The sequence below is a fragment of the Sandarakinorhabdus sp. genome (assembly GCF_032115815.1).
Taxonomy (GTDB): Bacteria; Pseudomonadota; Alphaproteobacteria; order Sphingomonadales; family Sphingomonadaceae; genus Sandarakinorhabdus.
Map to the genome: position 1 here is coordinate 1 of NZ_JAUMBI010000015.1, position 7,383 is coordinate 7,383.

7 protein-coding genes are annotated in these 7,383 nt (G+C 65.9%); 4 read left to right on the forward strand and 3 right to left on the reverse strand.

Translation table 11 applies throughout. From position 1 onward, the window contains the following. A partial coding sequence (locus RT662_RS00510; RefSeq protein WP_313668223.1) for an SDR family NAD(P)-dependent oxidoreductase occupies positions 1-455 on the reverse strand: 455 nt, incomplete at its 3' end. A gap of 52 nt (positions 456-507) precedes the next feature. On the opposite strand from RT662_RS00510, the gene RT662_RS00515 reads away from it, so the two are divergent. The 4 genes from RT662_RS00515 to RT662_RS00530 all read left to right on the forward strand — a co-directional run bounded on the left by RT662_RS00515 (position 508) and on the right by RT662_RS00530 (position 4,856). After that, complete coding sequence (locus RT662_RS00515; protein ID WP_313668224.1) at positions 508-1,377, forward strand: 3-hydroxybutyryl-CoA dehydrogenase; 870 nt, start codon at positions 508-510, stop codon at positions 1,375-1,377. A gap of 8 nt (positions 1,378-1,385) precedes the next feature. After that, positions 1,386-1,850, forward strand: coding sequence for a hypothetical protein (locus RT662_RS00520; RefSeq protein ID WP_313668225.1), 465 nt, complete (start codon positions 1,386-1,388; stop codon positions 1,848-1,850). Positions 1,851-1,860: 10 nt separating this feature from the next. Next, positions 1,861-2,763, forward strand: coding sequence for an acetylglutamate kinase (argB, locus tag RT662_RS00525; protein ID WP_313668226.1), 903 nt, complete (start codon positions 1,861-1,863; stop codon positions 2,761-2,763). A gap of 80 nt (positions 2,764-2,843) precedes the next feature. Further along, entirely contained in the window at positions 2,844-4,856 is a 2,013-nt protein-coding gene (locus RT662_RS00530) for a S9 family peptidase (RefSeq protein WP_313668228.1), read from the forward strand. A gap of 11 nt (positions 4,857-4,867) precedes the next feature. Here RT662_RS00530 and RT662_RS00535 read toward each other — a convergent pair whose 3' ends face one another. Both RT662_RS00535 and RT662_RS00540 read right to left on the reverse strand, forming a co-directional pair. Then, on the reverse strand, positions 4,868-6,370 hold the full coding sequence (locus tag RT662_RS00535; protein ID WP_313668230.1) for a TolC family outer membrane protein: 1,503 nt from the start codon (positions 6,368-6,370) through the stop codon (positions 4,868-4,870). A gap of 131 nt (positions 6,371-6,501) precedes the next feature. Continuing rightward, positions 6,502-7,383: cytochrome c (locus RT662_RS00540; RefSeq protein ID WP_313668232.1), on the reverse strand; the 882-nt coding region annotated here is incomplete at its 5' end.

The following is a 7,383-nucleotide window of genomic DNA, read 5'->3' on the forward strand; positions in this document are numbered from 1 at the left end:
GCCGGGATGCCGACAATGCCGGAGCGAGACGAGATGTTGATGATGCTGCCCTTGCCCGCTGGCCGCATGACCCGGATCGCCGCGCGGCAGCCGAGGAAGCTGCCATCAAGATTGACGGCATGAACGTGCCGCCAATCAGCAAGGCTGGCATGTTCGGGATCATGCGCGGCCGGTGCACCTTCGAACCCGGTGATGCCGGCATTGTTGACCAGGATGTCGAGCGGGCCGACAGCTCCAGACAAAAATGGGGCCATTACCCGGTCCCACGCCGCCTCATCCGTCACATCGAGCAAAGCAAAGTGCCCGCCGATGCTGTCCGCCACGGCCGCGCCAGCGGGATCGATATCCGTCACCCAAACCATCGCGCCCTCCGCGGCAAAGCGGCGGGCGATGGCTTCGCCGATACCGCGCGCGGCGCCGGTGATCAGGGCGGTCTTGCCTTCCAGTCTTGTCATTGCCCTGCTATCGCGCCTCATCGGAATTTCGACAAGACGGGAGCCTAGCGACATGCAGACAATCGGGGTGATCGGTGCCGGCCTGATGGGCAATGGCATTGCCCATGTGGCGGCACAGGCGGGCTATGACGTGATCCTGTCCGACGTGGCGATGGAACGCTGCGAAGCGGCCAAGGCGACCATCGCGAAGAACATGGCCCGCCAGGTGAGTAAGGCCGTCCTCGCCCAGGCCGACGCCGATGCCGCGCTCGCCCGCATCAGCCTCACCACCAGCACCGCCGATTTCGCCCGCGCCGATCTGGTGATCGAAGCGGCAACCGAGAATGAAGCCATCAAGGGCCAGATCTTTGCCGGGCTGAAGGATGTGATGAAGCCCGACGCGCTGCTGGCCAGCAACACCAGTTCCATATCCATCACCCGGCTGGCCGCCGCGACGGGGCGGGCCGATCGCTTCTGCGGGCTGCATTTCTTCAATCCGGTGCCGCTGATGGCGCTGGTGGAAATCATCCCCGGCCTCGCCACCTCTGCCGCCACCACGGCGGCCATGCAGGCCTTTGCCGCCAAGTTGGGCAAGACGGCGATCCTGGCCGGTGACGCGCCGGCCTTCATCGTCAACCGCGTGCTCTGCCCGATGCTGAACGAGGCGATCTTCGCGCTGGGCGATGGCGTTGGCAGCGTGGTGGATATCGATACCGGCCTGAAACTGGGCGCCAACCATCCGATGGGCCCGCTGACGCTGGCGGATTTCGTCGGGCTCGATACGCTGCTCAGCATCATGAAGGTGATGCAGGATGGCACCGGCGATCCCAAATATCGCCCGGCGCCGCTGCTGGTGAAATATGTCGAGGCCGGCTGGTATGGCCGCAAATCCGGCCGCGGCTTTTATGATTACACGGGCGCAGAGCCCGTGCCGACGCGTTAGGATTGCCCGTGAAACTGACCTTCACCAAGGGCACCGGCAAATATGACCGGCTCGACATCGTGGCCGCCGATGGCCCGCGCCCGCCGATCGACTGCCCGAAACAGGGCATCATCCCGCACGACATGGTGCATTGGGCGGTGGAATCGATCGCGGAAGCCGCCGGCTTCCTGCATCTGATTGCCGACGGCGGTGACGGCGGCTTCCGCACCGGCATCGAAGATCGGACGGCGCAGAGCGTGGAGCGGCTGGTCGAGATGTTCCAGGGCGAAGGCTGGAGCCAGACGGTGCTGCCCGATGACGAGTTCATCGCGCTCTATGCCACCACCTGTGATGAACGCGGTGACACGCCGCTGCCGATCACCGGCGCGCTGCTCACCGCCATCCGGGCGCGCATGGCCGAAGTGAGCGCCCAGTGGGCTTGCGTGCCGGTGGGTGGCAAGATGGTGCTGGAATTGCCCGCACATGCCCAATAAGGCGGATTTCATGAGCGCACACGCACCCCACCCCGACATGCTGGCCAAGACGGAAACGCTGATCGAGGCGTTGCCCTATCTGCAGCGCTATGCCGGCAAGACCTTCGTGGTGAAATATGGCGGCCATGCCATGGGCGATGCGGAGCGGGCCCGCGATTTTGCCGAGGATATCGTGCTGCTCAAAGCCGTGGGCATCAACCCGGTGGTGGTGCACGGCGGCGGACCGCAGATCGGCAATCTCTTGAAGCGGCTGGGGATCGAAAGTCGCTTTGTCGACGGCCTGCGCGTCACCGATGCGGCCACGGCGGAAGTGGCGGAAATGGTGCTGGCCGGCAGCATCAACAAGGAAATCGTCGCCCACATCGCCCAGGCCGGTGGCCGCGCGGTGGGCATCAGTGGCAAGGATGCCGGCTTGGTGACCGCCATGAAGGTGCAGCGCACCACCAAGGATCCGGGCAGCGCCATCGAACAGGCGGTGGATCTCGGCTTCGTTGGTGAGCCGGCCCATGTTGACCGGAGCATTATCGACACGCTGACCAGCGCCGGCATCGTGCCGGTGATCGCGCCGGTGGCCGTGGGCGCGGATGGCCACACTTATAACATCAATGCCGATACCATGGCCGGCGCCATTGCCGGCGCGCTGGGCGCGGCGCGCCTGTTCCTGCTGACCGACGTGGCTGGCGTGCTCGACAAGGCCGGCGCGCTGATGACCGATCTGACGCCCGCCAGCATTGCCGGACTGATCAGCGACGGCACCATCACTGGCGGCATGATCCCCAAGCTGGAAACCTGTGTGGCGGCGGTGGATGCCAGTGTGGATGCCGCCGTCATCCTTGATGGCCGGGTTCCGCACGCGCTGCTGCTGGAAATCTTCACGCGCAAGGGCGCCGGTACGCTGGTCAGGGCCGACTGAACCGGCAGTATTGTGGGCCTGCCAGCAGGGTGCTAGCCTGCCGGCAAGGGGCTGTGATCAGGCCCCGTGGGGGCCTTTTCATGCATATTGCGACTCTTCGTTCGGGCGAGATCGTGCGCGCAACAGGATTGAGCCTGTTGCTGCTGCTGGCCATGCCGTCAATTGCGCAGGAACGGCGGTTTTCGGCGGATGATCTGCCCAGGATCGTGCGCATCGGCGATCCGCAATTGTCGCCGGATGGCAAGTCGGTGCTCAGCGTGGTTGCCCGTGCCAATCTGAAGGACAATCGCTGGGAAGGTGAGCTGACCCTGATCGATGTGGCGACGAAGGCGAGCCGCGTGCTCAGCCGCCGCATGGGCGTCGGCAGTGCACGCTGGTCCCCCGATGGCCGCAGCATCGCCTTCCTGGCGCAGGATGCCGCCGGCCGTGCCCAAGTGCATGTGCTGTCGATGGAGGGCGGCGATGCCCGCCCGTTGACCAGCGGCAAGACACCGGTGACGCAGTTTGCATGGGCGCCGGATGGCAGCCGCCTCGCCTTTGCCGCCGCCGATGAAGAACCGGAAAAGACCGACGACGCCCGCTTTGAAGACGGGTTTGAAGTGGGTAACCACAGCTTCCTCGATCGCGCCGCGCGCAAGCCCATCCACATTTGGACCGTCGCCGTGGCGGATGGCACCACGAAACGGCTCACCAGTGGCCCGCGCTCCTTGCCGCTGGGGCTGCCGCCCACGGGCGCGCCCAGCCAGCTGAACTGGACCCCCGATGGCGCCAGCCTGATCTTCGTGCAGGCGCAGTCGCCGGCCACCGGCGATGCCGACAGCAGCCGCCTGATGCGGGTGGATGTGGCAACGGGCAGCGTGCAGCCGCTGCTGCCCACCCCCACCAGCGTGCGCGTGCCGGTACTGTCGCCCGATGGCCGCAGCCTGGCCTTCGGCATGGCGCGCGATGGCGTGCCGGCTCACCAATCGCGGGTGATGATTGCCCCCGCCGCCGGCGGCGCGCCGCGCGATGCGGCGCCTGATCTGGATGTGGCCGTCGAACTGCTCGGCTGGCTGCCGGACAGCCAGACGGTGCTGCTGGCCGGCACCGATGGCACCAGCAATGGCCTGTGGCTGGCCAGGGATGGCAAGGCGACAAAGCTTGATCTGGGCGGGCTTGATCCGGCTGATGCCGACATCGGCAGCAACGGCGCCATCGCCTTCACCGCCGTGACCGCCACCCGTCCGCCGGAGTTGTTCGTGCTGCCGGCGCCGGGTGACAAGCCCGTGGCGCTGACCAGCCTGCAGACGGCAACTGACGGCGTGATGCTGGGCCGGCAGGAAAGCATCACGTGGAAAAGCGAAGGCTACACTGCCGATGGCGTGATCACTTATCCGCCGGATTACCAGCCGGGCCAGAAGCGGCCGCTGGTGCTCTATATCCACGGTGGGCCGGTTTCGGCGTCGCTGCAAAGGTTCAGCCCGTCATCGCAAATTCTGGCTGCTCAGGGCTGGATCGTGCTGGAACCCAATTATCGCGGCAGCAACAACCGCGGTTACAAGTTCCAGCAGGCGATCCTGCGTGATGCCACCGCCGGGCCGGGCCGCGATATCATGGCCGGCGTTGCCGAACTGAAGCGGCGCGGCCTGATTGATGACAAGCGCATGGCAGTGAGCGGCTGGTCGTATGGCGGGATGATGACGAGCTGGCTGATCGGCGCCTATCCGCAGGCGTGGAAGGCGGCGGTGGCCGGCGCGCCCGTGACCGACATCCTTGATCAATACACCACGGCCGACAGCAACCGCGGGCGGGCGGCGCAATATGGCCCGTCACCGTTCGTGGGTGACAACATGGCGAGCTACAACCGCCAGTCGCCAATCTTCCAGGCGTGGAAGGCACGCACGCCGACGCTGATCATGGCCGATGTCGGCGATTGGCGGGTGACGATCCCGCAGGCCTACAAGCTCTACCGCGCCCTTTCGGACAACAAGGTAGAGGTGAAGTTTGTCGCCTATCCGGTGCCCGGCCACAGCCCGGCCGATCCGATCCGCTCCCGCGACGTGTGGCGGCGCTGGGTGGATTGGCTGAAGCCCCGGCTGGCCCCAATGCCGTAACGCAGCCCGGTTTACTTCGGCGCGACCACGCTGGCGTCTTCACCGGCGATGATGGCGGCATCCTGGGCCGGGGTGGTCACCGTGCGGGTGGAACGGATCATCGGGGCGTCGCGGCCGGTCCAATCCAGGAACTGGCCCTTGGCGTGGCGATAATTGTCCTTGGCATTGTAGAGGGTGATGCCCTGCAGATCGAGATCGCGGGCTTCGGCATTGCCCATTGCGGCGAGCAGCGTGAAGCCGGCAACATAGGCGTTGCGGCGGGCCGTGGCCAACTGCACGCGGGTGTTGATCAGTTCCTGTTCGGCGTTCAGCACTTCGATGATGGTGCGGTTGCCCACGCCATTTTCGGCGCGCACGCCTTCAAGGGAGAGGCTGTTGGCGGCGATCGCGGCTTCGGCTGACTTGATCACGTCAAGGCTGGCCTTCCAGCTGGCAAAGGCCGAGCGTACCTGTTGGACGACGCCGCGTTCGGTGCCGATCTGGTTTTCCATCGCGGCCGTCTTGCGGGCCTGGGACTGGCGGATCTGTGCCGAAGGCCGGCCACCCTGATAGATCGGCAGTGCCATGCGGGCGCCGATCACGGCCGAAGTTTGCGACGAAGGCTGTGCAGGGAAGCCAGGCGGCACGATGGCGCCGCCGAAATTGTCATTGCGGCTGACCGTGCCGAAGCCGGACAGGGTGGGCAGCCGGCCCGCGCGAGCGGCCTTCACGTCAAAGCCGGCGGCTTCGCTGTTTTTCGTTGCGGCGGCGATATCGGGATTTTCCTTGATGGCGATTTCCACTGCTTCACCAACATCGGCCGGCAGGCCGGGCAGGGGCGGCGGCTGCGACAGATCGGCCGGCACTTCGCCCACCTGCTGGATGTAGCGTTCCTTGGAGCCGATCAGATTGGCTTCAGCGTTCCGCAGATCGGCGCGGGCCTGGGAAAGCCGCGCTTCGGACTGGGCGACATCGGTGCGGGTGAGATCGCCCACTTCGAACCGGTCCTGCGTGGCACGCAGATTGACTTCGAGATTCTTCACGTTGTTGCGGTTGAGCTCAACGATCTGGGTGTCGCGCAGCACGTCGTTATAGGCGGCGACAACCTGGCTGAACACGCTGGCTTCGGTGGCGCGCAGCGTTTCCTCGCCGGCGGCGACACGCGCATCGGCGGCCTTGATCCCGTTCTTGACCAGCCCACCCTGATAGATTGGCACGGTGAGCTGGCCCTGCGTCTGCATGGAGCGCGGGATGATGATGAACTGGCCGCCGGGGATCAGTACGTTTTCGTTGAAGGTGGAATTGACGGTGGCCGCAGGCAGGCCGGCGGCGCGCTGGATCGGCACATTTTCATCGGTCGCCATCTGGTTGGCGCGGGCGGCGTTCAGCGTCGGGTTGGTCTGATAGGCCTTGGCCAGCGCGCCCTGCAGTGTTTCAGCGGCGGCTGGCGACAGGCCGAGCAGCGACACGCAGCCCAGAGCGGCGGCAAAAACGGAGCGGGCGGGACGGCTTGCCCCCAGACCAAGCGTCTGCATTCACGTAATTCCTTACATTCTGGCCTGTCGTGAAAAGGCCGGCCATCGCCCCTCTCAACGGTGCCATATAGAGACAAGACAGCCGCTGGCCAAGTGGCCCACCGCGCGAATTTGAGCAACGACCAAATTTGTCACGGTTTCACTGTTGGCACGGCCTTCAGATAGGCGGCAATGGCGGCGCGATCTTCATCCGGCAATTCCGCCATGTTGGCTTGAACCTCCACCATGGTGCCGCCCACGCTGTCATAGTCGGGGGTGAAACCGGTCTTCAGATAGTCGGCGATTTCAGCCGCGCTCCACGCCAGCTTGCCGGGCGTGATGTTCGGGATGCGACCTTTCCCTTCAGGATCAGGTGCGCCGCCCAGCCAGCCGGTGCGATCAAGGCCGCCAAACTGGTCCCGCGGGCTGTGGCATTCGCCGCAATGGCCCGGCCCTTCGACCAGATACTGGCCGGCCCGTACCGCTGCCGGTGTATTGGCGGGCAGGGCCACGATGGGCGCAGGATCGAGATAGAACCGCTTCCACAGGCCGATGCCGCGCCTGATGTTGAACGGGAAGGGGATATCACCCGCAGCGGGCTTGCCGGCAACGGCGGGCAGACGGGTGAGATAGGCAAACAGATCGGCGATGTCGCCGGGCGTCATCCTGGCATAGCTGGTGTAGGGGAAGGCCGGATAATAATGGCGGCCATCCGGGCTGATGCCGCGGCGCATGGCGTTGTCGAAATTGGCCAGGCTCCAGCTGCCGATGCCATCGGGGCCCGGCGAGATGTTGGGCGGCTGGAAGTCCCCGAACGGCGTGGACAGCACCGCGCCGCCGCCCAAGCGCATGCGGTCAGGCCCCTTGGCGCCCTTGGCGGCGTGGCAACTCGCGCAGCCGCCGACACGGAACAGGCGGGCGCCGCGGGCGGGATCGCCCGGACGCTGCGCCCGTTCAGACTCGGTGAGCGGCTGCGGCGCGGTGACGAACCAGCCCGCCAGCGCGCCCAGCAGCGTCAGCCCGGCCAGCCCTGC

What these genes read in the sequence shown, in the direction of transcription:
- argB (WP_313668226.1), top strand. Translation starts at nt 1,861, where the DNA reads ATGAGCGCACACGCACCCCACCCCGACATGCTGGCCAAGACGGAAACG.
- RT662_RS00530 (WP_313668228.1), top strand. Translation starts at nt 2,844, where the DNA reads ATGCATATTGCGACTCTTCGTTCGGGCGAGATCGTGCGCGCAACAGGA.
- RT662_RS00515 (WP_313668224.1), top strand. Translation starts at nt 508, where the DNA reads ATGCAGACAATCGGGGTGATCGGTGCCGGCCTGATGGGCAATGGCATT.
- RT662_RS00535 (WP_313668230.1), bottom strand. Translation starts at nt 6,370, where the DNA reads ATGCAGACGCTTGGTCTGGGGGCAAGCCGTCCCGCCCGCTCCGTTTTT.